The sequence below is a fragment of the Pauljensenia sp. C0170B5 genome (assembly GCF_056590195.1).
In genome coordinates, this window is sequence record NZ_JBWPVR010000002.1 from 361,130 (window position 1) to 384,531 (window position 23,402).

The 23,402-nt window shown below is 59.5% G+C and carries 18 protein-coding genes; 8 read left to right on the top strand and 10 right to left on the bottom strand.

Annotation, left to right across the window (positions count from 1 at the left end; all coding sequences use genetic code 11):
• The first annotated feature begins 6 nt into the window (after nucleotides 1-6).
• From AC1EJZ_RS04920 to AC1EJZ_RS04940, 5 genes are all read left to right on the top strand, one after another.
• Complete coding sequence (locus tag AC1EJZ_RS04920; protein ID WP_070727467.1) at nucleotides 7-510, top strand: DUF4853 domain-containing protein; 504 nt, start codon at nucleotides 7-9, stop codon at nucleotides 508-510.
• A gap of 35 nt (nucleotides 511-545) precedes the next feature.
• Entirely contained in the window at nucleotides 546-2,573 is a 2,028-nt protein-coding gene (locus AC1EJZ_RS04925; RefSeq protein WP_092648414.1) for a helicase HerA-like domain-containing protein, read from the top strand.
• A 93-nt stretch (nucleotides 2,574-2,666) separates the two neighbouring features.
• Nucleotides 2,667-3,494, top strand: a complete 828-nt coding sequence (gene proC / locus AC1EJZ_RS04930) for a pyrroline-5-carboxylate reductase (RefSeq protein WP_480294061.1) — start codon at nucleotides 2,667-2,669, stop codon at nucleotides 3,492-3,494.
• A 94-nt stretch (nucleotides 3,495-3,588) separates the two neighbouring features.
• The gene (valS, locus tag AC1EJZ_RS04935; RefSeq protein ID WP_480294062.1) at nucleotides 3,589-6,333 is read left to right on the top strand and encodes a valine--tRNA ligase; all 2,745 of its coding nucleotides are present in this window, start codon (nucleotides 3,589-3,591) and stop codon (nucleotides 6,331-6,333) included.
• Between the two features lie 2 nt (nucleotides 6,334-6,335).
• On the top strand, nucleotides 6,336-8,360 hold the full coding sequence (locus AC1EJZ_RS04940) for an AMP-dependent synthetase/ligase (RefSeq protein WP_285014487.1): 2,025 nt from the start codon (nucleotides 6,336-6,338) through the stop codon (nucleotides 8,358-8,360).
• A 295-nt stretch (nucleotides 8,361-8,655) separates the two neighbouring features.
• Here the strand turns inward: AC1EJZ_RS04940 and AC1EJZ_RS04945 are convergent, their stop codons facing one another.
• From AC1EJZ_RS04945 to tig, 10 genes are all read right to left on the bottom strand, one after another.
• Entirely contained in the window at nucleotides 8,656-8,817 is a 162-nt protein-coding gene (locus AC1EJZ_RS04945; RefSeq protein WP_157843498.1) for a hypothetical protein, read from the bottom strand.
• Between the two features lie 35 nt (nucleotides 8,818-8,852).
• Nucleotides 8,853-10,883: a TRAP transporter permease gene (locus tag AC1EJZ_RS04950; RefSeq protein WP_480294064.1), complete on the bottom strand. Its 2,031-nt coding sequence runs from the start codon at nucleotides 10,881-10,883 to the stop codon at nucleotides 8,853-8,855.
• 4 nt (nucleotides 10,884-10,887) lie between these two features.
• The gene (locus tag AC1EJZ_RS04955; RefSeq protein WP_082628486.1) at nucleotides 10,888-11,391 is read right to left on the bottom strand and encodes a DUF1850 domain-containing protein; all 504 of its coding nucleotides are present in this window, start codon (nucleotides 11,389-11,391) and stop codon (nucleotides 10,888-10,890) included.
• The gene (locus AC1EJZ_RS04960; protein ID WP_092648410.1) at nucleotides 11,360-12,361 is read right to left on the bottom strand and encodes a TAXI family TRAP transporter solute-binding subunit; all 1,002 of its coding nucleotides are present in this window, start codon (nucleotides 12,359-12,361) and stop codon (nucleotides 11,360-11,362) included. Before AC1EJZ_RS04960 ends, AC1EJZ_RS04955 begins: the two co-directional genes overlap by 32 nt.
• A gap of 289 nt (nucleotides 12,362-12,650) precedes the next feature.
• Nucleotides 12,651-13,067, bottom strand: a complete 417-nt coding sequence (locus tag AC1EJZ_RS04965; protein ID WP_083314523.1) for a hypothetical protein — start codon at nucleotides 13,065-13,067, stop codon at nucleotides 12,651-12,653.
• A gap of 113 nt (nucleotides 13,068-13,180) precedes the next feature.
• Entirely contained in the window at nucleotides 13,181-13,525 is a 345-nt protein-coding gene (locus AC1EJZ_RS04970) for a chorismate mutase (protein WP_058236360.1), read from the bottom strand.
• Between the two features lie 89 nt (nucleotides 13,526-13,614).
• Nucleotides 13,615-14,868 carry an ATP-dependent Clp protease ATP-binding subunit ClpX gene (gene clpX / locus AC1EJZ_RS04975; protein WP_058236359.1) on the bottom strand — a complete coding sequence of 418 codons (1,254 nt, stop codon included), beginning with the start codon at nucleotides 14,866-14,868 and terminating at the stop codon, nucleotides 13,615-13,617.
• A gap of 260 nt (nucleotides 14,869-15,128) precedes the next feature.
• Nucleotides 15,129-15,776 (bottom strand): ATP-dependent Clp protease proteolytic subunit, encoded by a 648-nt coding sequence (locus AC1EJZ_RS04980; RefSeq protein WP_058236358.1) that lies wholly within the window; start codon nucleotides 15,774-15,776, stop codon nucleotides 15,129-15,131.
• Between the two features lies 1 nt (nucleotide 15,777).
• Entirely contained in the window at nucleotides 15,778-16,410 is a 633-nt protein-coding gene (locus tag AC1EJZ_RS04985; RefSeq protein WP_307876270.1) for an ATP-dependent Clp protease proteolytic subunit, read from the bottom strand.
• A 195-nt stretch (nucleotides 16,411-16,605) separates the two neighbouring features.
• A complete protein-coding gene (tig, locus tag AC1EJZ_RS04990) occupies nucleotides 16,606-17,982 on the bottom strand; it encodes a trigger factor (RefSeq protein ID WP_480294066.1) in 1,377 nt (458 codons plus the stop codon).
• Nucleotides 17,983-18,170: 188 nt separating this feature from the next.
• Here tig and AC1EJZ_RS04995 point away from each other — a divergent pair, with 188 nt between their 5' ends.
• From AC1EJZ_RS04995 to AC1EJZ_RS05005, 3 genes are all read left to right on the top strand, one after another.
• Nucleotides 18,171-19,571 (top strand): MBL fold metallo-hydrolase RNA specificity domain-containing protein, encoded by a 1,401-nt coding sequence (locus AC1EJZ_RS04995; protein WP_058236356.1) that lies wholly within the window; start codon nucleotides 18,171-18,173, stop codon nucleotides 19,569-19,571.
• A 268-nt stretch (nucleotides 19,572-19,839) separates the two neighbouring features.
• Nucleotides 19,840-21,567: an SLC13 family permease gene (locus tag AC1EJZ_RS05000; RefSeq protein ID WP_092648408.1), complete on the top strand. Its 1,728-nt coding sequence runs from the start codon at nucleotides 19,840-19,842 to the stop codon at nucleotides 21,565-21,567.
• Nucleotides 21,568-21,692: 125 nt separating this feature from the next.
• Nucleotides 21,693-23,327, top strand: a complete 1,635-nt coding sequence (locus tag AC1EJZ_RS05005) for an MFS transporter (RefSeq protein WP_480294068.1) — start codon at nucleotides 21,693-21,695, stop codon at nucleotides 23,325-23,327.
• Nucleotides 23,328-23,402 lie beyond the last annotated feature (75 nt).

Consider the following 23,402-nt stretch of genomic DNA (forward strand, 5'->3'; position numbering starts at 1 on the left):
CAAACAGTGACTAACGAGTTCTGGGATGGCAGCGCCCCCTTTGAGAAGCGCCAGACAATTGAAAGCGTTCAAACGGAAGTTCTCCCCGCCTTTAAGCAGCTTCTCGACGAACTCTCCGAATCCGGAGCTGGGTCTTTCTCTGAGCTCAAGGGGCCTTCTTTGGACGGACGAACGACAGAGAAAGAAACCGGAGCCATCGTTGGCTTTGAGGTCAGCACTGCAGTCCTGGCCGGCAACGCAATTCCTGCTGACAGCGCGCGTGAAATCGGCGACCGTGTCCTCCCCCCAGCAGGTCTGAGCCACTTCACCGATATCACGCCTCAAGATGCCAAATCGGACACCACATTTAACTGGCACGATGAAGAAAACGGTGGATTCGTCGAACTGACGATTCTTCCCAAAGGCGATCTGACGATCTACTACGTCTCCGGAAATCGCCCCTCTGACGGCTCAACAACACAAGCCGGACAATGGATCGACGGTGCTCAGTCAATTGCGGGCGCCAACTAACCCTGATCCTTGCGGTGAGCTTTTAGACTCGAGATATGAGTGAAAACAACGCCGACTTGGAAGCTCAACTCGCACAGGCTCGCGCTCAGGCGGCCGAAGCTGAAGCACGCGCCGCCCGAGCAGAAGCTGAGGCCGCCGCAGCCCGCCTCGCCGCACTGGAAGCACAGGGCGGATCAGTGCAGGCGCCCGCAGACCCAGCTCAAAACCCCGCCGAGAACGCACAGGACGACAACCCGCCTTCTGACAAGCCCCACGACGTGCAACCGCACGCTGACGAATCTGAGCAGGAGCAAGAATCCGCCGACAAGGACTCAGCAGCAGACAAGGACTCAGCAGCAGACAAGGACTCAGCAGCCGACGCGCCCCAGCAGGCACCAGAAGGCACGACGGACAACGCGCCCGATAAGCCTCAAGAAGACACGACGCCTCCTGCCTCTTCACCTTTGGCTGACACTATCAGCGCCGCCTACGCATTCGCGGACACCACATCGGCTCCAACCATCACGGTCGGTACGCTGCTAGACGGCGACACTCACCTACCCCAGGCGACCGCCACAATACCGCTGTCCATCCTCAACCGTCACCTACTCGTAGCCGGCGCCACCGGCTCTGGCAAGACTCGCACCCTCCAGCTCCTGGCAGAAGGACTGTCAACAGCGGGAACCCCGGTCGCCCTCGTCGATGTCAAAGGCGATCTGACCGGCCTTGCCGAAAAGGGTACTGCCAACGACAAGCTTGCTGCGCGCACGACCGCCAACGGGCAGGACTGGCAACCGGCTTCCTTCCCCACACAGTTGCTCACACCGGCAGGCTCCAACGCCCCTGTTCCCGGCGCGATGGTGCGCACACGCGTCAGCGATTTCGGGCCGCTGCTTCTGGCCCGCGCTCTCCAGCTCAACACCACGCAGGAGCAGGCACTTCAACTGATTTTCTCGTGGGCCGACACGAACGGTCTGGAACTTGTTGACCTCGGTGACCTGCAATCAGTCATCACATTCCTCACTTCCCCTGAAGGCAAAGAGGAGCTCAGCGGGATCGGCGGCGTGTCCAAAGCGACCGCCGGTGTCATCTTGCGCACGCTGACCGCCCTTGCTTCCCAGGGGGGTGACCAGTTCTTCGGGGAACCCGCATTCGACACGGCTGACCTGATGAAGGCCGACAGTGACGGGCGCGGGATTATCTCCCTGCTGGAAGTAGGCGACATGTCCCGCCAGCCGGCCCTGATCTCCGCGCTGATCATGTGGCTGCTCGCTGACTTGTTCTCCAGCCTCGACGAGGTCGGTGACCTGGACAAGCCACGCCTGACATTCGTCTTTGACGAAGCACACCTGCTGTTCACCGATGCGACCAAGGAGTTCGTGCGTCAGGTGGTCCACACCGTGCGCCTGATCCGTTCCAAGGGCGTCAGCATCGTCTTCGTCACCCAGTCTCCCACGGACATCCCCTCTGACGTGCTCGCACAGCTCGGTTCGCGCATCCAGCATGCGCTGCGTGCCATCACACCGGACGATCAGCGCCGCCTCAAGGATGCCGTCAAGACTTTCCCCACCACTGATCTGGACTTGGCGGAGATCCTGACCACGCTCGGCACAGGTGAAGCGGTGGTGACGGTACTCGACCCGAAAGGCCGCCCCACACCGCCCGCACCGTTCAGCATCTGGGCTCCCGCATCGGTCATGGGAGAGGCGTCCGACGCGACGATCTCTACGTTGTTGTCGGCCTCAGATCTGGTCGCCCGCTACGCCACGCCTGTTGACCCGCGCTCTGCCACCGAAGAGCTGGCTGAGCGCACCCAGAAAGCGATCGACCAGCGGGCCGCAGAAGAAAAGCAGGCCGAGCTGGAAAAGGAACAGGAGAAGGCTCGCAAGAAGGCCGAACGAGAGGCGGAAAAGGAGCGAGCCCGCTGGGAGAAGGAAGCCCAACGTGAGCAGCAACGCGCTCAGAAAGCCCGCGAGCGCCGCCAACGATCCATGGAATCGGCACTGGCCAACGTGATCAAGTCCGCCGGCACTCAGATTGGGCGCGAAATCACCCGCAGTATTTTCGGCACGCGCCGCAAGTAACGTCACGCCGGTCATGCCGCCCACTTTGAGTCGCCCTCGTCCGCTGGCAATAATTGACGAGGGCGACGCGCGCACGCGAAGAAGGAGAAGATCATGCGTATAGGTTTCGTTGGATCAGGATCAATGGCTGGAGCAATTGCTCGCGGAGCGGCTCACAGTGAGGCCATCGACTCCCTGATGTTTTCAGATGCCGGCTCCGGCAGGGCAGCCGCACTGGCCGATGAGCTGGGCGGACAGTCTGCGACCAATGAGCGTATCGCCGCCGAATGCGACATCGTCGTCCTGGCCGTCAAACCCTACGCGATTCGTGAAGTGTGCACCGCGCTGGCTCCAACAATCGCCGAACGCGGCGGGGTATGCGTGGCGTCCCTGGCTGCCGGCACGCCGATTGATACGCTCAGTGCAGCGCTGGGTGATGTTCCGATTGTGCGCGTCATGCCGAATGTGAATGCGCAGATCGGCCAGTCCATGAGTGCACTGTGTGCCAACAAAGCTGCCTCGACTACCGCCGCCTCCTTCACCACAAATGGCACCTACCTTGACGCCGTTCGCGCACTGATGAACGCGGTGGGCACCACCCTCGTCATTGACGAAGACAAGTTCGCAGTATTCAGCGCACTGGCAGGATGCTCACCGGCTTGGGTGTTTCAGATCATTGAGGCGCTCGCGCGCGCCGGTGTGAAATACGGCCTGTCGAAGAGTCAGGCGACCACCATTGCAGCCCAGGCGGTTGCCGGGTCTGCCAGTTTGGTCCTTGACCGAGCCGAAGACGGCATCGTGCCTGCTCAGCTGATCGATCAGGTCTGCTCGCCCGGTGGCACCACCATTGCAGGACTGCTCGCAAGTGAAGAAGCAGGCCTGTCGAATGCACTGGTCGCCGCTGTCGATGCGGCAGTCCAGCGCGACGGTGAGTTGAGGTAGACACCACTGGATGCTGGACGTCTTTGGTGGCAAGCGCCTTAACCTCGTAGGCTAAGAGCAGAGTTATACGCGTATCGGATGGAGTCAGACTCATATGACCACACAGCAACCCCTGTCATCGCGACCGCACCTGGGTCAGGTGCCCGACAAAGTGACAGCAGATGGATTAGAGGACAAGTGGGGCGGCCGTTGGGAAGACGCCGGAACGTACTCATTTGATCGCACGGCCACGCGTGAACAGGTCTATTCGATCGACACTCCTCCGCCCACCGTTTCCGGATCCCTGCACGTGGGGCATGTCTTTTCCTACACGCACACTGACGTGGTTGCCCGCTACCAGCGCATGATGGGCAAGGAAGTGTTCTACCCAATGGGGTGGGATGACAACGGCCTGCCAACTGAACGCCGCGTTCAGAATTATTTCGGCGTGCGCGTCGACACGTCACTGCCCTACGACCCCGACTTCCAGCCCCCGCACACCGGTGGCGGAAAATCCATTAAGGCTCGCGACCAGCAGCCGATCAGTCGCCAGAACTTCGTGGAGCTGTGCGAACGCCTGTCCATCGATGACGAGAAGCAGTTCGAAGCGCTGTGGCGTCGCCTCGGCCTGTCGGTCGACTGGAAGCAGCATTACCAAACCATCGGCGCACATGCCCGCAAGGTTGCCCAGGCAGCGTTCCTGCGTAACCTGGCGCGCGGCGAGGCCTACCAGCAGGAGGCGCCCGGCCTGTGGGACATCACGTTCCAGACCGCCGTGGCCCAGGCTGAGCTCGAATCACGCGAATACCCAGGGTTCTACCACCGCCTCGCATTCCACATCACTGACGAGGGGGCCGCACGCCAAGCCGCTGAGCAGGGTGCACCGGTTGAAAACGGTCGCGATGTCTACATTGAGACCACGCGACCCGAGCTGCTGGCAGCCTGTGTTGCCCTGATCGCTCACCCTGACGATGAGCGCTTCAAGCCGTTGTTCGGCACCACGGTTACCTCGCCCGTCTTCGGTGTGGAAGTGCCTGTCCTTGCCCACCCGGAAGCGGAGATGGATAAGGGCGCGGGCATCGCGATGTGTTGTACGTTCGGTGACACCACTGACATTGACTGGTGGCGCGACCTTGATCTGCCGTTGCGAGCTATTTTGCGCAAAGATGGCCGCATCGCAACCGACGTGCCCGAATGGATCACGGATCCCGCCGGCCGCCAGGCGTATGAGGCGATGGCCGGAAAGACCACGTTCTCAGCGCGTCAGGAAGTGGTTGACCGCCTGCGTGAGTCCGGTGAAATGAGTGGTGAACCCACTCCGACGCAGCGTCAGGCAAACTTCTTTGAACGCGGCGAAAAGCCTCTGGAAATCGTCACGTCCCGCCAGTGGTACATCCGCAACGGTGGGCGCCCATGGACGCATGAATCAACGGGTAAGGACTTCAATGAGGAGCTCATTGAGCGCGGGCACGCATTGGACTTCCACCCCGAATTCATGCGGGTGCGCTATGAGAACTGGGTGGGTGGCCTCAACAATGACTGGCTCATCTCCCGTCAGCGCTTCTTCGGCGTGCCGTTCCCGCTGTGGTACAGGATCGACGAGGATGGCACAACGCTGTACGACCAGCTGATCATTCCTGATGAAGCTGACCTGCCGATCGATCCGTCCAGCGACACGCCCCACGGATACACGGAGGATCAGCGTGACCAGCCCGGTGGCTTCGCAGCCGAGCTGGACATTATGGACACGTGGGCGACCTCGTCCCTGTCCCCACAGATTGCAGCCGGCTGGCTGGAAGACGAGGACCTGTTCACCCGCGTTTACCCGATGGACCTTCGCCCGCAGGGGCAGGACATCATCCGCACGTGGCTCTTCTCCACGGTGGTGCGTGCCGCACTCGAATTTGGCGAACTGCCCTGGCAGCACACGGCTTTATCCGGCTGGATCGTCGATAAAGACCACAAGAAGATGTCGAAGTCGAAGGGCAACGTCGTCACGCCGATGGGCCTGCTCGAAAAGTACGGGTCGGATGCGGTTCGCTACTGGGCGGCTTCCGCCCGTCTGGGTGTGGACTCAGCTTTCGACGAGTCGCAGATGAAGATCGGTCGCCGCCTGGCTATCAAAGTTCTCAACGCCTCGAAATTCGCGCTGACGATGGGCGACGATTCCGGTGAGGTGGATCTTGATGCCTCGCATGTGACGCAGCCACTTGACCAGTCTGTTCTGGCACACCTGCGTTCCGTCATCGACACTGCCAGCAGCGCATTTGCAGCCTACGACCATGCGCGTGCCCTCGAGGTCACTGAATCATTCTTCTGGACGTTCTGCGATGACTACGTGGAATTGGTCAAGGAGCGTGCCTACAACCACGACGGCGCCTGGTCGGACGAGGAAGCTCAGTCGGCACGCGCGACGTTGGCCCTGGTCATCAACGCTGCTGTGCGTCTGCTCGCGCCCTTCCTGCCCTACGTCACGGAAGAGGTGTGGTCGTGGTATCAGGAAGGTTCCATTCATCGCGCGTCCTGGCCTACCCTCGATGAGCTGTCCGGCCCCGAGGGTGACCCGACTGTTCTGGATGCTGCGTCGGCAGCGCTGATCGTCATGCGCCGCGTCAAGTCGGAAGCCAAGGTTTCTCCGCGTACGCCGTTCCTGGCTGTGACGGTGCAGGCTCCTGCCGACATGATTCCTGCCCTCGAAATGGTGGAATCCGATCTGCGCTCTGCTACGAAGGTGACGGGTACGCTGACTCTTGAAGAATCCGCGTCAACACCCGACAGCGGCGATGATTCGCATGAGACCCACAGTGTCACAGTTGCTGACGTGACCCTGGGTGAGCCTCCGGCCAAAAGAAAGAAGTAGTCATGGCGCACAGCTCCAGCGAGCCCGATTCGAATGCCGATGAACAGGTAGTCGTCGAGCCGGCAGGACAGGAGTCTCCCTCGTCAATTGGTGTGGAAGAGGCAACGTCTGCTTTCACGTCGTCTCAGCTCCGCCTGCCGTCAGGAGACTCGATTGACGCGGGCGAGAGCGAGGACGAGAGCGAACCTGTCTCAACCGATGCACTCGAGTGGCGGGCGCCTGTCCTGGTCCGGATCGACGAGCACACCACGATTCCCTACCTGCTGCAGCGCAGGGTGCAACGCTCACCGCGCAAGCCGATTATTGAGCGCAAGCTCTCGATGGGGGACACGTGGCGTCCGATGAGTGCCGCGCACTTCTACGAGGATGTGCAGCGCACATCTGCCGGCCTGATTGCAATGGGGCTCGAACTCGGTGATCGGGTCGCCGTCATGTCGCATACGCGCTACGAGTGGACGCTGTTGGATTTTGCCTGCTGGTGTGCAGGACTGGTGCCCGTTCCGATTTACGAGACGTCGTCGATCGAGCAGATCGCCTTTATCCTCAGAGACACGCAGGCGCGCGTGGCGATCACTGAGACCATCACGATGGCGGAACTGGTGCGTGCCGCGGCCAGCTCGCAATCTCAGGATGTCACCGTGCTGTCGCTGGATTCCGAGGCGATCCAAACCATCCAGGATGGTGGCGCTCAGGTTCGGCGCACAGTGCTGACTGGTCGCATGGCGCAGCTCACCACCGATTCGATTGCCACGATCGTGTACACGTCGGGCACGACGGGACGGCCCAAAGGCACGGTGCTCACGCACGGCAACTTCACTGAGCTGGCGGTGAACTCGCACCGTTGGATGCCGGAGATCGCGGCGGGTGACGATTCACGCCTCTTATTGTTCTTGCCGTTGGCACACGTGTTTGCGCGTTTCCTGCAGGTCTTCCAGATTTCAGGTGGAGGTGTGCTGGGGCACAGCCCTGACACGAAGAACCTGCTGCCGGATCTCGCTTCGTTCAGGCCGTCCTATCTGCTGGTTGTGCCGCGAGTGCTGGAGAAGATCTATAACTCGGCGGACGCTCAGGCGGGCTCGGGCCCTCAGCGCAAAGTATTCCGTTGGGCTGCACATGTGGCGGTGGAATACTCGCGCGCGTTGGATACTCCTGAAGGTCCCTCGCGTTCGCTGCGTTCCCAGCGCATGGTGGCTGACAAGCTGGTGTATCAAAAGCTCCTGAAGCTTGTGGGCGGCAATGCCAGCTACATCGTGTCCGGCGGCGCTCCCCTGTCCACGCATCTCGCTCACTTCTATCGCGGTATCGGACTGCCTGTGTTGGAAGGCTACGGCCTGACTGAGACGGTTGGGCCGGTGTCGGTCAATACACCGCGTCTGACCAAGATTGGCACGGTCGGACCGCCGCTTCCGCCGCTGTCGATCAAGATCTCTGATCAGGGAGAAGTCCTCATCAAGGGGTGTTCGGTTTTCCAGGGCTACCACAATATGCCCGACGAGACAGCTCAGGCGTTGACTGAGGACGGTTGGTTCCGCACCGGTGATCTGGGGTCGCTGGATCGTGATGGGTATGTGCGCATCACAGGTCGAGCCAAGGAGCTGATCGTGACGGCAGGCGGCAAGAATGTTTCACCTGCCACGCTGGAAGATCCACTTCGTTCTCATCCGCTGATCAGTCAGGTTGTGGTCGTAGGTGACAAGCGTCCGTTCGTCGCTGCTCTCATCACGTTGGATGAGGAGATGTTGCCGGTGTGGTTGAAGAATCACGGCCTGCCAGCGATGTCCGTTGCTGAAGCCTCGACCAATGTGGAGGTACAGGCGTCGTTGGAGCGAGCAGTTGAACGTGCGAACGCACATGTGTCGCGTGCCGAGTCGATTCGAGCGATCCGCGTGCTGACCTCTGACTTCACGGAAGCTAACGGCATGCTGACGCCCTCGCTCAAGGTCAAGCGTGCGGTTGTGACCAAGCGCTTCGAGGCTGTCATCAACGACATCTACGGCGGACCGCTTGAAGAGGACCAGGATAAGTAGCGTTCGTGTGCTTCTTGCTCGCGCTCTCGTGCAGGGCGCGGGCAAGAAGCCAACCGTTTGCGATGTTCGCGCAGTCGCACGTCAACGGGTCAAGGTCCTAGTCAACCGGTCAAGGTCAACGCACCGCCGCGCGTCAACCCGTCAAGGTAAGAGGGCCGCTCACTTCGCACAGCCGACCGTTGAACATCGATTTTTCCGTACTATATCAACGTTCTCATATCGTGAGATGTTGAATCCTACGCCTCATACCTTGACTGGTTGACGATTCAGCCCTTCAATTACCTTGACCCGTTGATCAGCAGATCATCCCAGCCGCTTTCGGCTGCACGCAGCCGCGGAATATCACGGCCACAGCCAGATCACGATGCTCAGCCGTCCCCAATTCACGCAGCTGATGGGTGGGCCAGCCGCCCCACCACCACAGCACGCCCGATGAGGGGCCGGCCGTCTGCATCATGATCGACCGCCACGGCGCGATCGGCCAAACCGCCGCTAAATGGCTTTGAGTGAGAGGTTATCGTTCTTCTTGGCCTTCATCATCATGAACGCCAGTGCACACGCACCTACCGCGATGCCGATCAGGTCGGTGATCGGCTCAGGCGACATCATGGATAGGCCTGCGCCCAGGAACACTGCTCTCATGAGCAACGGTACCTTTTCCATAAAGAAGCCTTCGACGGCGATCGCCAGCAGGAGCACGCCTGCAACAGCCGTGGCAGTTACCTTCATACCCTCCAGCCAGTTCACGTCCTGGAGCAACAGAACCGGGTTGAACACAAAGATGAACGGAATGACGTATCCGGCCAGGGCGAGTTTCATCGACTGGAAGCCCGTGCGCATCGGGTCAGCCCCCGACAGGCCGGCAGCGGCGAAGGAGGCCAGGGCGACAGGCGGCGTGATGTTGGCGAACAAGCCGAAGTAGAACACGAACATGTGTGCAACCAGCGGAGGCACGCCCAGCTGACCAAGCGCAGGTGCAGCCATCGTTGCGGTGATGATGTAGGTCGGAATCGACGGCAGGCCCATGCCCAGAATGATCGAGGCCACCATCGTCAGCACCAGTGACAGCAAAATTGATCCTGCGCCGAATGCTACGATTGCATTCGCCAGTTTGACACCGAACCCCGTCATCGTCACAACACCGACGATGATGCCAACGGCCGCGCAGGCCACAGCCACGGAGATTGCTGTTTTGGCACCGTTTGCCAGCGCTTCGATGATGTCTTTGACTGACATGCGCGTAGCCGGGCGAAGCTCTGCGACCACTATGGTCACCAGAATCGTCAGCAGCGCAGAGAACAAGATGGTGCGTCCTGAGAAGAACAGCATGTAGATCAGGAAGAGCAGCGGGATGACCAGGTGACCGCGTTCTTTCATGACGTCTCGCACCAGAGGCAACGAGTCACGAGAAATACCCTTCAGGCCTTCCTTCGTTGCCCTCAAATGCACCTGCGCGATGATGCCCAGGTAGTACAGCAAGGCGGGGATCAACGCGGCAATCGCGATTTCACTGTATGGTATGCCCAAGGTCTCAGCCATGATGAACGCTGCAGCGCCCATAATCGGCGGCAGGATCTGGCCGCCAACAGATGACGAGGCTTCCACCGCGCCCGCAAACGTCGACTTATAGCCCACGCGTTTCATCAGCGGAATCGTGAAAGCACCGGTTGTTACCACGTTCGCCACGGCGGCACCGTTGATCGACCCAAGGAAGCCAGAGGCAATGACCGACACCTTCGCGGGGCCACCACGGGATTGACCGGCAATAGCCAGCGCGATGTCATTGAAGAACTCACCCATGCCTGACTTCTGCAGGACCGCTCCGAACAGGATGAACAGGAAGATGTAGGTGGCGGACACAGAAATTGCCGTGCCGTAGATTCCTTCGGTCGTCAAATACAGGAAGTTGAACGTGTCGGAAGGGTAATACCCGCGGTGACGGAAGATTCCGGGGAACAATCGCCCGTACAGCGCGTATATCACGAACGCGATCGCCAGCAGCGGCATGGCCCAGCCGGTGAGCCGGCGCGCCGCTTCAATGACCAAAACAACCAGAATCGTCGCAAAGACAAGGTCTGCAGTCGAGGGTTCACCGAACCGACGCACAATCCCGTCGTAGTTGGTTATCACGTAAACGGCCGTCGACAGCGCAGCCAGGGCCAGGATGATGTCATAAAACGGGACTCGCGAGCGCACGCCCTTTCGGATCGGCGGATACAGCAGGAATGTCAGGAACAAGATGACGCCGACGTGGATCGATCGGTGGATCAGCACCGGCGGCGCACCGAAGTAGGCGGTCCACATGTGATACAGGGACAGGGCGACTGCGACGGCTGTGATGAGAATGGCCATCGGTTTCCACTCGACCTGGCGAACGCGCGATTCCCGGTCAAATTCTTCAAGCACGTCTTCGGCGTGTACATCAATGTCGTGCGTGTCGACACTGACACGTTCGTCGTCACGTTTCGACCGGGTCGGGTGCGTCTGTGAGGGGTGAGCCTGTGTGGTGTGTGAGTGAGACATGGTTCTACTCCTGAATTCGTAGTCGCACGAGGGCATGATGTGGCAGATCCGTCGGGGCGATGACATGAGTTCCGACGGTGAGCGTGGTGTGAGTATCGTGGCTATGCGCCCACGTCAGCTCCGGAATCGTCCGGTTGATTCCTTCGGTGTGGATGACACCGTCTTTGACGGTGGTCACTCCTCCAGGGTCGGCCGGCACCCCCGCTCCGTATGATTTGATGTCGATGGCGTCAAGCTGCAGGTGGTCGCCGTGGACGGTGTAGTACTCGACCCACGGTTCCTTCTCGATGGAATGGATCCATTTCATCGTGATCGGTTCGTCGTCAGTGGCGGCGAATCGGAAATATTCCTGACCGGTTTCCTGATCTTCAATGATTATCGAGGGTGCGGCATGGAGCGCGGTTGCGTACGCACCGCACATTGCACCCGTTGCGACGAGGGCGATGCCGACGACGGCTGCCACGATCCGCGGGCTCTTATTCAGACTGTGCAGTGTCTTTGGATGCATCTTTGCTCACCACCCCCTGTTCTGTGTAATAGCGCAGTGCTCCAGGGTGGATGGGGACTGCTGCGCCTTCATCGAAGCTGTCCAGCGTGATTCCCGTTGCAGCCTTGTGAGACGCGTGCAGGGTGTCGAGGTTTTCAAACAGGGCTTTCGTCATTTTGTAGACCTGTTCCTCGTCCAGGTCCGGAGAGACGAGCAGCTGGTTCATAATCGACGCGGTGAGGACGTCCTCTGCCTGTGAGTATGTTCCGCCTGGGATTGCGCTCTGGTCGAAGAAGGGATACTTCTCCTTGAGCCTGGCGAATCCTTCACCCTCGATGGGGACAATGACAACGTCTTCGGTTGTCGCAAGGTCCATGATTGAGGAGTTTGGCAGGCCGGAGGTAACGAACGCTGCGTCAGTCTGGCCGTTCTTGATCTGGTCGATGGCGCCCGAGTATGACAGGAAGTCTTCCTGGATGTCGTCATAGGTCATGCCGTACGCATCCAGAATCATCTGCGCGTTCAGTTCCACACCGGAGTTCTTGTCTCCCACGCCGACGCGTTTGCCGCGCAGGTCCTCCACCGATCGGATCCCGGTCCTGGCGGTTGTCACGATCTGGACGTAGTTGGGGTACAACGCTGTTAGTGCGGTGAGCTCACTGAGCTGGCGGCGTCCTTCGAATGGGCCGGTTCCCTCGACAGCTTGTCGTGTTGCATCGCCCATGACGAAGGCCAGTTCGGCGCGCCCTGAGGTGATGAGCGAGATGTTTTCCACGGATGCGCCCGTTGCCTGTACGGATGCGTCCGATCCTAGTTCGTTGCGGAAAATCTGAGCCATAGAGGCGCCGATCTGGTAGTACGGTCCAGACGTGCCGCCGGCGGCGATAGTGATGAATTCGACGGATCCGCGTTCGTGCGAAGGACCTGGTGCTATGCAGGCAGTCAGTACCAACGCCGCGGCGGCCATTATGGCTCCAAATCGTTTTCTCATGACGTCCCCTTCCGGGCTTGCTGATGTGTCCGATGAGGTGGCTGTGTGACGGTTGGATTCGCCTGCGCCATGCTGACATACTGGCTCGGTGAATCCTCATGTAGCCAGTTACTTCCCTGTCCTTCAGCTCACATATTTCTTTCGGACAATACCCCTGTTATTATCTTCACGTCAAGAGAAATTTTAGAATTTCATTGCCGTATCTCGAATCGCAGAATTCGAAATACGCAAAAATGCGGCAGATATCGCTGAGGATATCTGCCGCCTTGCGCGTTCCTGGTGCCGCGGATTAGGACATGGACACGGAGGCGCTCGCTGCTACTATCGCAACAATGATGAACCATATGATCATGAGAACAACGAACACGATCAGTGATGCCAGGAAGCCGTTACGCGACATGCGCGAATCGTTCGGACGCTGATCCTTCCAGACCAACCACAAAACCAAGCCGACAATCGGGACGAAGAATCCCAGGACCGCCCATCCGATGCTGCCGGTGTCCACAGGATTTGCTCCCTGCTGATACTGGCTCGCCTGCTGGTACTGCCCCGGCTGGCCGTATGGCGATGGCTGTCCAGCCTGGTACTGCTGAGACTGGGATCCGTACGCATCGGAGCCGGACGAATTGTACTGATTCTCCTGCCCATAATTAGGGTTATCCTGCCCATAATTAGGGGGAGTATTGGTGTTTTGGCTCATTGCCATTGCCCTCATATCCTCGAAAGTGTATGACGTGATTACAGTTCTGACGAACTATCTCTATGATACGGTCACTGGCCCCACTTTGTGAACGATGTCATTTACGTGTTACGCCCCGTTCACTCCTCGTTTCCAAAATTGCGCTTGATGTGTTCATGATGTCGGATAACCTCGCGCACCATAAAGGCCAGGAACTTCTCCGCAAAGTCCGGATCCAGCCCGCTTTCTTCCGCCAAACGCCGCAATCGCGCCACTTGCCGCGCCTCACGCGCCCGATCTTCAGGCGGCATATCGTGCTCCGCCTTGATGAACCCTACGCGCTTCGTGCAGCGAAACCGCTCCGCCAGGATGTGGATGAGCGCAGCATCAATATTGTCGATCGTTTCGCGTGCCTGGCTGAGTTCTACAGGAATAGCGGGCTGCGTGCCGGCACTGGCGGCACTCGGGTCAGATGTTTGGTTCATATCAGCACTCCCCTCGTTGTCTTACGTGCTGCGTCGTCTTCGACGCGTGCATGTCTTCCTGCCGGGCACACCCGCTCCGGCAAAGGCGGCTACGCGCTTTGAGTCTTCGCCTCACCAGGGGCATACAGTTCCGCGTCCCCCTCGCCGGTGACGACATCGCGGGTAATGACGACGGTGCCGACATCGTCGCGACTGGGTAGTTCAAACATCAGGTCGGACAGCGTCTTTTCCATAATGGTGGACAGGCCGCGCGCGCCCGTACCTCGCCTGTTGGCTTCAGAGGCGATCTCCATCAGCGCGTCCTCGGTAAATTCCAGCGTCATGTCGTCCAGCTCAAACAGGTGCTGGTACTGGGCGACGAGGCATGCCTGCGGCTCGGTGAGGACGCGAACCAGGTCCTGCTCGGTGAGCAGTTTCGTTGAGGTGAGGATCGGGAGCCTGCCGATAAATTCCGGAATCATGCCGAACTTGTGCAGATCTTCGGGCGTGACTGATTCGTAAATGTCACCCATTTCGGAAGAGGATTTCAGTGACGAGGCAAAACCTGTGGAGCGCTGTCCAAGGCGCGCCCGCACGATCTCCTCGATACCGGCAAATGCGCCGGCCGCGATGAACAGAATGCCGGATGTGTCGATTTCGAGGAACTGCTGGTGCGGATGCTTGCGACCGCCTTGAGGCGGGACGGATGCGACGGTCCCTTCAATAATCTTGAGCAGTGCCTGTTGGACGCCCTCGCCCGATACGTCTCGCGTGATCGACGCGTTTTCGCCCTTGCGGCCAATCTTGTCGATCTCGTCAATGTAGATGATGCCGCGTTCAGCCTTCTTGATGTCGCCGTCGGCTTCCTGGATAAGTTTGAGCAGGATGTTTTCAACGTCCTCGCCCACATACCCTGCCTCCGTCAGCGCAGTGGCATCCACAATCACGAACGGAACGTGCAGCATGCGGGCAAGCGATCGGGCCAGGTGGGTTTTCCCGGTTCCGGTTGGACCCAGCATGAGAATATTGGACTTGGTGCCCTGCATATCCTCATCGTTTCCGGCTTCCCTGGAGCGCACGCGCTTGTAGTGGTTGTAGACTGCGACGGATAGTGCGCGCTTGGCGCGGTCCTGACCGATGACCCACGAGTCAAGGAAGTCGAAGATTTCGCGCGGTTTGGGTAGCGGGGTCTGCGTGGGCGCGCTGTCAGTCTGCAGCTCTTCTTCGATGATTTCGTTGCACAGTTCGATGCACTCGTTGCAGATGTACACACCGGAGCCGCCGATCAGCTTGCGCACTTGTTTTTGTGTCTTGCCGCAGAACGAACACTTGAGCAGTTCTGCCCCATCCGTCAACCGTGCCATGACGCGCCTCCCATTCGATCCGCACACCTCCATGCGCGTGTTTCTAGCCTAATGGAGCCATCCGCAGTGGGCGAACCGGCGCGCGTGGGAACGCCCTCGCCAATCATGTGAGGTTTCCCGGTCGGGTGTCACATAATTGACGAGGGCGACTTGTCCACGAACAGCTCAGCGCGCTGAACAAAGTGACTGGCACCACCTGCTGATACATGCGAGCAGCACCGCGCGTATCTGAGCCAGCGATACTACGCGCCGGCGATCAGTTACTGGGCTTTGCGCGGCTCGAGCACCTGGTCGATCAGACCGTACTCGCGGGCCTGCTCAGCGGTGAGGATCTTGTCGCGTTCAATGTCGCGGCGTACCTGCTCCGAACTGACGCCTGAATGCTTCGACAGGGTGTCTTCGAGCCACTTGCGCATGCGGTCAATCTCATCGGCCACGATCTCGATGTCCGAGGCCTGACCGTGCATGCCTTCCATCGCAGGCTGGTGAATCAGGATACGAGCGTTCGGCAGTGCGAGTCGGCGTTCAGGCGCGCCCGCGGCCAGCAACACGGCGGCAGCCGAGGCGGCCTGCCCCAGGCACACGGTCTGGATCTGAGGCTTGACGTACTGCATGGTGTCGTAGATGGCGGTCATCGCAGTGAACGAGCCGCCGGGGCTGTTGATGTACATCGTGATCATTGAATCGGGATCCTGAGACTCCAGCACGAGCAGCTGAGCCATCACATCGTCAGCCGACGAATCGTCAACCTGAACTCCGAGGAACACGATGCGGTCCTCGAACAGTTTGGCGTACGGATCCTGGCGCTTGTACCCGTAGGCGGTGCGCTCCTCGAAGGTGGGCAGCACGTAGCGGGCCTGCGGCATCTGACGGGCCATTGCGTCAAAGTAAGGAGCAGTGCTGGACATATCAGTTCTCTCCGTTCTGCGCGTCGTTGGCACGGTGGCCGATCTCCTGCGGTGTGGAGACGATCTTGTCGGCAAATCCGTAATCGACAGCTTCCTGAGCGCTGAACCAGTGGTCGCGGTCGGAATCCGCAAGGATCTGCTCGACGGACTTACCGGTGCGCTCAGCGGTGATTTCCGCCAGTTCGCGCTTCATCTTGAGAATCAGTTCGGCGTTGATGCGAATGTCGGTGGCCGAACCACCGGCCCCGCCTGAGGGCTGGTGCATGAGGACACGCGTGTGCGGGGTGATGAAACGCTTGCCGGGTGCGCCTGCGGTGAGCAGGAACTGTCCCATGGACGCTGCAAGACCCATGGCCACGGTGACAACATCCGGCTTGACGTACTGCATCGTGTCGTAGATGGCCATGCCGCCGGTGACCGAGCCGCCGGGGCTGTTGATGTACAGGTAGATGTCGCGGTCGGGATCTTCAGCAGCCAGAAGCAGCATCTGCGCGCAGATTGCGTTCGCATTTTCGTCTTCCACTGCACTTCCCAGCCAGATAATGCGTTCCTTGAGCAGACGCTGGTAGACAGCATCTCCGAACGAGCCTTGAGGCTGCGCGCCGTCGGCGCCTCTCACGCGCTGTTCACTCACTTGACGTCCTTCCATCGGGCACTTTTCATCACTGATGTCCAACCTACCGGTTTCGCACTGCGCCGTCGGCCTGGATTGGCACTTTTCGCTGACGGCGCACGCTCGCGCACGCTCATACATGCTCACCTCATGCAGGCGGGGCAGGACCGTTTTCTGGTTCCTGCCCCGCGTGTGAGTGATTGATCAGCTACGCGATCACTTTTCGTCAGCTTCTGCTGCCTCTGTGTCTTCAGTCTCGGCTGCATCGTCGGCCTCAGCTGCATCCTCAGCAGCTTCGTCTGCACCTTCAGCTGCGTCATCGTTAGCTTCTTCATCACCAAAGAACTCAGTCAGGTCGATGGCCTGGCCGTTTGTGTCCTTCACGGTGACCAGACGCAGGGCCTCGATGATGGCCTTGGTGCGGGTCAGTCGTGCAACCACGGTCTGGACTTCCTCGGGCGAGGAGATCAGCTGGTTGATGTCGATGCCGTAGGTCTGCGACATCTGCATCAGGTAGTCGATCAGTTCGCGCTGCGAGACCTGGACTTCCAGTTTCTTGGCCAGCTCGTCGGAGAGGATGTCGCGGCGGAATTCGAGTTCGATCTCTTCGCGAGCTTCCTTCTTCTTCTTGGCGGTGGGCTTGTCACCCAGCTGCTGCTTGACAGCCTCGTCGATGACGGATTCAGGCAGGAGGATTTCCACCTTGTCCAGCAGTGCTTCGACCAGACGGTCGCGTGCGTCCAGCGCCTGCTGAGAACGCTTGGTCTGCTCAGCCTGCTTCTTCATGTCTTCCATGAGTTCGTCAGCAGTGTCGAATTCGGATGCCATCTGGGCGAATTCGTCATCAACCTTCGGCATTTCGCGCATCTTCACGGAGTGAACATGCAGAGCCACTTCAGCTTCTTCGCCGGCGTGGTCTCCGCCCTTGAGCTTGGACGTGAAGGTCACGTCGTCACCCGAGTGCGTGCCGCGCAGAGCCTTGTCCTGGCCATCCAGCATCGTGCCGGAACCGATTTCGTAGGAGACCTCGGACACCGAGTCCACCTCTTCACCGTCGACCGTTGCGGTCAGGTCGATGGTGACGAAGTCGCCGGTCTTAGCCTGGCGCTTGACGGACTTCAGCGTGGCGAATCGGGCGCGCAGGCGGTCCAGCTCGGTCTGCACGTCTTCGTCGGTGGCATCCGCCGGGTCAACCTCAACGGTCATGTCATCGGTAATTTCGGGCACTTCGAAGGCGGGAACGATGTCGACCTCGCCGGTGAAGACGAGCTTGCCGCTGATCGGGCCGCTGGTCGCCGGAATTTCGGTGACTTCGATGCTGGGTTGAGCCATGGGGCGCAGTTCGTTTTCCACGACCGCCTGCGAGTACAGGCGAGGCAGAACCTCGTTGACTGCCTGCTCGATGATGGCGGCACGACCAAATCGCTGATCGATAATGCGCGGCGGAACGTGTCCCTTACGGAAACCGGGGATATTCGCCTGCTTCGAAATTTCCTTGTATGCCTTGTCCATCTGAGGCTTGATTTCTTCATGGTCGGCCTCAACGGTCAAGCGCACCTTGGTGGGCTCGAGGGTCTCAACAGTGCTCTTCACGTGTGTGCACTCCAACGTCTTGTTTCGATTTCAGCCCGTATTTCGGGCACATGACAACCCCTCGATTCTACGACAAGTCCCAGGCGTTGTCTGCAAGGGATCCGTCATATGTGGGATGAATCTACCGAATGTGCGACACGCACCACTGAACGTCCCCATCGCAACGTAATCTGCGTCACAGTAAAGGTATGGCTCCAACGACCTTAACTTTCGTGGGCGCAGCTGGAACCGTGACCGGTTCCAAGCATCTTCTAACCGTTGACTCCCCACGAGGCGAGCGACGGATTCTCATCGATTCAGGCCTGTATCAGGGCGAGAAAAAACTCCGCCGCAAGAACTGGTCTGATTTTCCAGTCCCGGCCGATTCCATTTCGGACATTCTCCTCACTCACGCACACCTGGATCACGTGGGATATTTGCCACGCCTGGTCAAGCAGGGCTTCAGCGGCACCATCTGGGCCACACCGTCCACCATCGACCTGGCACATATCGTTCTGCGAGATTCTGCCTACCTGCAGGAACGCGACGCCGAGCATGCACGCACCTACGGGTATTCCAAGCACCGCCGGCCGTTACCGCTGTATACGGTCAACGACGTTGAGGACACGCTGCCACTGATGCGAGCTGTCGATTTCGACGCTGACATTGACGTGGGCGGGCAGGTCAGTGCGCACTGGACGCGCGCCGGCCACATCCTCGGCTCAGCTTCGATCCGCGTCCACACACCTGGCGGTGACGCGCTGTTTTCCGGTGACCTGGGCCGACCCACGCACCCCGTTCTGCGCTCGCGAGAAATTCCCGAGGGTGCCCCGACGGTTCTGCTCGAATCAACATATGGAGATCGTGAACACTTTGAAGCTGATCCAGGACACGAAAAGCACGAAGTGTTCCGTGACGCCATCTGCCGAACCATCGATCGCGGCGGCTCCGTTCTGGTTCCAGCGTTCGCCGTCGACCGCACTGAAGTAGTGCTGAAAGTACTTTCCGACATGGTCGCTGCCGGCCAGATCCCCTCGGTGCCAATCTACGTGGACTCCCCCATGGCGCTGGCGTCCCTGCGCCTCTACCAGGCTGTCAGTGCGCGCGGCGAACTCAATGATGAAGTGGGAGGCCTGAAGCTGAGCAACCTGAATCTCATTGAGGTGCGAGACCAGGAACAGTCGCAAAAACTCAACGATCCTAAGGAGCCTTCCATCATTGTGTCGGCCTCCGGCATGCTCACCGGCGGCCGCGTCCTGCACCATATCGAGCACATGCTCCCCCAGGCGATTCATACCGTCGTGTTGACCGGCTATCAGGCGGTAGGCACACGTGGGCGCGCGCTCCTGGACGGCGCACGCGAACTGAAAATGCATGGCGCGTGGGTGAGCGTGCAGGCCGAGGTGATTCGCGACGAGGAATTCTCCGTACACGCAGATTGCTCGGAGCTGGTGGACTGGGTACGCGATCTGGTGCCTCAGCCTCGTTCAGTGTGGTGCGTGCATGGCGAAGAAAAGGCTGCGCAGGCGTTAGTCGAATCGCTCGATCAGGAGCTGGGTGTACGCGCCCGGGTGGCCGTCCCGGAGAAGACCATCGAGTTGAAGAAGTGACATAGCGTCCACTCCCCCTCTTCTCAGCCGGCCAGAATCGACCGGAACAGAACACGGTTATTTTCTGCTTTTGTGTCCTTTTCGTAACTTTTCTTGTCGCAATTTCCTGACACACGTCGCGGCGCGCCATACAATAATGTCTGCGACTAAAGTCCTATATGCGCCACAGTGCATACAGGCGGCGGACCGACGATGGTACGCCGCGTCGCACATCTGTCCTGGGATTCTCCGTCGAGGCGACGCGTCCTCTGTGTCACGAAAGGTCACCATGAGTATTCCTACCCTTCACACATCGTCATCGCATGCAGCAGCTGATGACTACGTAGCGCCATCACGTACCGTCCACCTTGTGCGCGTGGCGGGCCTGCTGGGAGGTCCACTTCTGGCCGTACTGGTGTACTTCATCATGCCCGACAATGCTGCCGACATCGCAGCACAGGGCCTTTCTGACGAAAAGCTCAGCACCATGAATCTTGACGGCCTGCCCATCGTGGCCGCGGTCGCGATCCTCATGGGCATCTGGTGGATGACCGAAGCCATCCCGCTCGCCGCCACTGCTCTGATTCCAATGGTCGTCTTCCCTGCCCTACAGGTCGATTCTTTTTCCGGAACAGCCGGACCGTACGCCTCGGACACGATCTACCTGTTCATGGGCGGATTCATCCTGGCGCTCGCCATGCAGCGCTGGAACCTGCACCGACGTATCGCGCTGACCGTGGTCAACATGGTCGGGACGAAACCTCGCCAACTGGTCGCAGGATTCATGATCGCGACTGGTTTCCTGTCAATGTGGGTGTCCAACACCGCGACCGCCGTCATGATGCTACCCATCGGCATGTCAGTGCTGCAGCTCGTCTCCCAGCTCGAAGGTTCCCGCCAGGCAGATTCTGAGGATCGACCCGCCGACGCTGAATCAGTGTCCGGCACAGCTCGCGACGCCACAAAAGGTGGCGTCGTGGCAGCAATCGTTCAAAAAGGCAAAGATGCCTCGGAAACGATCAGTAAGCAGACGCAACTATATCACTCGAAGTTCGCCATTTCCCTCATGCTCAGCATCGCCTATTCCGCTTCGATTGGCTCACTGGGAACCATCATCGGCACTCCGCCCAACTCGCTCCTGGTGGCATACCTGAAGGAAAACCACGATATTTCGATCGGTTTCGGACAGTGGATGCTGGTAGGTGTCCCACTGGCGGTGACGTTCCTGGCGATCGGATGGTTCCTGCTGACATATGTTCTGTTCCCACCGGAAATCTCGGAAATCCCCGGAGGTAAGAAGCTCATTCGCAGTGAACTGAAGAAGCTCGGCCCGATGGGCAGCGGCGAGTTACTCGTCGGCATCCTCTTCGTGGCCGCCGCCATCTTGTGGGTGTTCCTGCCCTTTTTCCTGAAGTTTTTCGGCATTCAGATCAAGGGGATCGACACCATTATCGGCATGGGGATCTCCTTGCTGCTCTTCATCATTCCGGCAGACCCGAAGCGAGGGGTGCGTTTGATGAACTGGGAGTCAATGAAGGACCTACCCTGGGATATCATCCTGCTGTTCGGCGGCGGTCTGGCTCTGTCTGGCCAGTTCTCTCACACGGGCCTGTCAAACTGGGTGGGCCACTCAGTTGAACAGTTGCGCACCCTGCCCATCATCGTGATTTTGTTCACCATCACGGCGCTCGTCCTGGCTCTGACGGAGCTCACCTCCAACACCGCAACTGCTGCCGCGTTCCTGCCGATTATCGGCGGCGTCGCCATCGGCCTTGGGTACGGCGACATGAACATCCTGCTCTTCGTGATCCCGGCTGCACTGGCTGCCACGTGCGCGTTCATGCTTCCGGTCGCCACACCTCCGAACGCCATCGCGTACGGGTCGGGTTACGTGCGCATCGTCGACATGATCAAGGCAGGTTTCTGGTTTAACGTCGTCGGCATCTTCCTGGTGATGGGCACCGTACTGGCTCTGGCGGTCCCGATCTTTGGTCTAGCTTTAACGCCTTCCGTGTAGCACTCCGGTCGCCCTCGGCAATCATGATGAACGAGGGCGACCGCGGCGCCGTGTCGAAACTCCAGCTTGAATCATCGGGCGGATGACCGCGCGCCACTTTAATGACGGTGTGTCATAATCATGGCATGACACCGACCTCCCTGAAAAGTGCGTCCACTGCGCCATCTCAGTCATTAACACTGGCGCACCCCTGGATCGCACTCGTTTTCCTGTCTCTGGCACTGTCACTGATCGTTATCGACGGCACCATCATCAACGTGTCTTTGCCGACAATCATGCGTGACCTCGAGCTCACATTCACGCAGGCTCAATGGCTGACAACGAGCTACGCCCTGATCTTCTCGGCGCTGCTGATCACCGTGGGACGTCTGGCCGATAACTGGAGACGACGCAACATCCTTCTGGCAGGGATCGCCATCTTTGTTATCGCATCAATCATTGCCGGCACGGCGCGCACTTTCACTCCCCTGCTCATCGCACGTTTCCTGCAGGGCACCGGAGCGGCGGCCGTTTCTCCAACAACGCTCTCAACTGTCAACGCGACGTTTACAGGCAAGAGGCGCATGATTGCGTTCGCCGTGTGGGGGTCAGTTATTTCAGGGATGGCCGCTGTTGGTCCTCTGCTGGGTGGCTGGATCACGACGAACACCACCTGGCCGTGGATTTTCCTGATCAATGTTCCGATCGGCATCATCGTTGCGCTCGGCTGCATTTTCTTCGTGCCCAACACTTACGGAGAACGCTCCGAACACGGTTTCGACGCGGGCGGGTTTATCACCTCGTCAATCGGTTTCGCCGCTCTGGTCTACGCACTGATTCAGGGGCGTGACCTGGGCTGGTGGAAGCCGATCAATGAGGACTGGGCGTCATGGCCACTCTCGCCTGTGCCGCTGGCGGCGGCTCTGGCGGCCGTCCTGCTCGGCTTTTTCATCTGGCGGGAACGGCGACAGCTGCGAGTGGACGGGCCGCACCTGCTGAATCTGAATCTTTTCAAGCTCCGAAGCTTTTCTGCAGGGAACGTGGCCGCTGCGGCAATTTCAGTGGGAGAATTCGGTCTGCTCTTCGCGTTGCCTTTATACCTTCAGAACGTCCGCATGCTCACACCGCTCCAATCAGGCGGTGTCCTGGCTGCAATGGCTGCAGGCGCCTTTATCGCAGGTGGCTCAGCATCCCCACTGGGGCGTCTCTTTTCTGCAACGTGGGTGGCGCGCGCCGGACTGGCCATAGAATCCATTGCCGTATTCAGCCTGGCGATCAGCCTGACAGCCCACACGCCCATCGCAGTTATCGTCACAGCACTGGTTGCCTACGGTTTTGGTCTGGGGTTGGCGTCAGCGCAACTCACATCCGTCATTCTGGTTGATGTGCCACCCAGCACGTCGGGGCAGGCATCCGCCACCCAGTCCACGACACGTCAGGTCGGTACAGCGTTGGGAATTGCTCTGGTTGCAACGTTCCTGGCTGCGTCGGTGAATTCACAGGTACAGGGAAGCCTCGACGATGTGCCGCTGCCCGAGCAGGCACGTCACGGCATCGAAGCGTCTGTCGCACCTTCAGCTGGCGCTTCCATTCGGGCGCTGACTGACTCGGACGGTTCAGAAGGCGTTCCAGCGGAACTGACCGATCAGGTGATCGACAAACTGTCGGAGGCTTTCAGCGTCGGAACGTCGCGCGCAATGGGAGTGGCCGGCGCAGCCCTCGGACTGGGATGTGCACTGACGTTCTTCCTGCCTGGCGCCCGCAAGCCCTCAGGCGAATAGGGCACGTGGCACGGGGGGTTACCTCGCGTCACACGGCGGCGCTTCTGCAGATACTTGTTCGACACGCCCGCTTAA

Bases quoted from the DNA above. Each gene is read 5' to 3' on its own strand.
- AC1EJZ_RS04945 (WP_157843498.1), bottom strand. From the start codon at position 8,817: ATGATGCAGACGGCCGGCCCCTCATCGGGCGTGCTGTGGTGGTGGGGC.
- AC1EJZ_RS04940 (WP_285014487.1), top strand. From the start codon at position 6,336: ATGGCGCACAGCTCCAGCGAGCCCGATTCGAATGCCGATGAACAGGTA.
- AC1EJZ_RS04980 (WP_058236358.1), bottom strand. From the start codon at position 15,776: ATGTCCAGCACTGCTCCTTACTTTGACGCAATGGCCCGTCAGATGCCG.
- AC1EJZ_RS04965 (WP_083314523.1), bottom strand. From the start codon at position 13,067: ATGGCAATGAGCCAAAACACCAATACTCCCCCTAATTATGGGCAGGAT.
- AC1EJZ_RS04950 (WP_480294064.1), bottom strand. From the start codon at position 10,883: ATGTCTCACTCACACACCACACAGGCTCACCCCTCACAGACGCACCCG.
- AC1EJZ_RS04995 (WP_058236356.1), top strand. From the start codon at position 18,171: ATGGCTCCAACGACCTTAACTTTCGTGGGCGCAGCTGGAACCGTGACC.
- AC1EJZ_RS05005 (WP_480294068.1), top strand. From the start codon at position 21,693: ATGACACCGACCTCCCTGAAAAGTGCGTCCACTGCGCCATCTCAGTCA.
- clpX (WP_058236359.1), bottom strand. From the start codon at position 14,868: ATGGCACGGTTGACGGATGGGGCAGAACTGCTCAAGTGTTCGTTCTGC.
- AC1EJZ_RS04970 (WP_058236360.1), bottom strand. From the start codon at position 13,525: ATGAACCAAACATCTGACCCGAGTGCCGCCAGTGCCGGCACGCAGCCC.
- AC1EJZ_RS04955 (WP_082628486.1), bottom strand. From the start codon at position 11,391: ATGCATCCAAAGACACTGCACAGTCTGAATAAGAGCCCGCGGATCGTG.
- AC1EJZ_RS05000 (WP_092648408.1), top strand. From the start codon at position 19,840: ATGAGTATTCCTACCCTTCACACATCGTCATCGCATGCAGCAGCTGAT.
- valS (WP_480294062.1), top strand. From the start codon at position 3,589: ATGACCACACAGCAACCCCTGTCATCGCGACCGCACCTGGGTCAGGTG.
- AC1EJZ_RS04925 (WP_092648414.1), top strand. From the start codon at position 546: ATGAGTGAAAACAACGCCGACTTGGAAGCTCAACTCGCACAGGCTCGC.
- proC (WP_480294061.1), top strand. From the start codon at position 2,667: ATGCGTATAGGTTTCGTTGGATCAGGATCAATGGCTGGAGCAATTGCT.
- AC1EJZ_RS04960 (WP_092648410.1), bottom strand. From the start codon at position 12,361: ATGAGAAAACGATTTGGAGCCATAATGGCCGCCGCGGCGTTGGTACTG.